Annotated in this window: 1 protein-coding gene; it reads left to right on the top strand. The window is 54.8% G+C overall.

Annotated elements, in window-relative coordinates; translation table 11 throughout:
• The first annotated feature begins 267 nt into the window (after positions 1-267).
• Positions 268-1473: a DcaP family trimeric outer membrane transporter gene (locus A3730_RS20225; protein WP_063519884.1), complete on the top strand. Its 1206-nt coding sequence runs from the start codon at positions 268-270 to the stop codon at positions 1471-1473.
• Positions 1474-1647 lie beyond the last annotated feature (174 nt).

The raw sequence follows: 1647 nt of genomic DNA, 5'->3' as shown, positions 1-1647 counted from the left end.
AACATACAACCCGCTCCAGGCAACAAGGAAAACCGCCAAGGCATGACTTCAGGTTTATCCCGCTTCTGTGGGAAGCGATGCGGGCATCGTGCGGTATTCAGTAGGCAGAAACCTTGTCATTACTCAGGTTTTCCTTGTCAGGCATTGTGCGTCGAGCCTCTGGTGTTTAATCACCTTCGACCTATGGCTAATAGAGTGTTGGCAAAACGCTCAGCAAGCTGTCAATCGGAGTCACTTTCGTGTTGATGACAATAAGAGGACAGGGCCATGACAGCAAGAAAAGCCACGTACCTGTGCGGCGCCTTGGTGTTGGCGCAGGCAGGCATTGCCGGTGCAGACACAACGCTGGAGGAACGCATCATTGTGCTTGAAGAGCGCATGGATGGGGTGAAAAGTGGTAATACCCATATCGATTTCGGCGGCTTTATCAAGGCCGACACCATGATGAGCAAATACAGCGATGGCGATCTGGCCGCCGGTTCGATCGGGCGCGATTTCATGGTGCCGTCCACCATCCCGGTTGGGGGAGAGGCAAGCTCGGAAGAGCTGGATTTTATTGCCAAGCAAAGCCGCTTTTGGCTAAAGAGTGAAACCATGACCTCCGCCGGCATGGTGCGAGGGCATATTGAAATTGATTTTCAGACTAACGGTATTGGTGACGAGCGCATCAGTAACAGCTATTCGCCGCGTATTCGCCATGCCTATCTGACCTGGGACAAGTGGTTGTTCGGGCAGACCTGGTCCACTTTTTTCAATGTGAGTGCGCTACCGGAAACGCTGGATTTTGTTGGTGCGGCGGGAACGGTGTTTGAGCGCCAGCCGCAGATTCGCTATACGAGTGGCCCGATCATGCTGGCTTTGGAAAATCCGTCTACGACTCTGTATGGCGGGGATAGCAATCCCAGTGAGTATGATGACAACAGTGCTCCGGATGTCGTTGCCCGCTATAACTTGGTAGGTGATTGGGGCAATGTGAGCCTGTCGGCCATGGGGCGACAACTGAAGTATCAAGATACTGTGGCCGCCGTCCCCTATGAGGAAGACAAATACGGTTACGGTCTTGCCGTTGCTGGTCGCGTCATGCTGGGCGCCATGGACGATATTCGTTTCCAGGCGAACTATGGTAATGCGCTGGGCCGTTACACCACGCTCAACGCATTCCGCTCAGGCCAGATTGAGGCGGATGGCAGTATCGAGCTGATCGATCAATGGAGCGGTGTGCTGGCGTTGCGCCATCACTGGAGTGATCGCTGGCGTTCCAACTTTGCGGTCTCGGTCAGTGAAGCGGATAACCCCGATACCGTGGCGGTGACCACCAGCAAACGGGTGCAAAGCGCCCACGCCAACCTGATCTGGCAGGTCGCGAAACCACTCTCTCTCGGCGGTGAGCTGATCTATGCCGATCGGGAAATCGAGAATGGGGACGACGGCAATCTCAAGCGCGTGCAGTTCACGGCGAAATATGCGTTTTGAATGAGAGGGGCTGCAAGCAACATGCAGCATGCAGCACGCTACACGCAAAAAAAGGGACGCCGAAGCGTCCCTTTTTTGCGTGCAAGCCTGTTGCATGCAGCATGATGCGTCTCTTAATCCACATCTGCCGGGTAAACACCGTTCTCGTCGTGCACTTCCTTGCCGCTCAGGGGC

The organism is Alcanivorax sp. HI0044 (genome assembly GCF_001634945.1).
The sequence above is the reverse complement of the archived record's forward strand: the minus strand, read 5'-3'. Positions and strand labels throughout refer to the sequence as shown.

What these genes read in the sequence shown, in the direction of transcription:
- A3730_RS20225 (WP_063519884.1), top strand. Translation starts at nt 268, where the DNA reads ATGACAGCAAGAAAAGCCACGTACCTGTGCGGCGCCTTGGTGTTGGCG.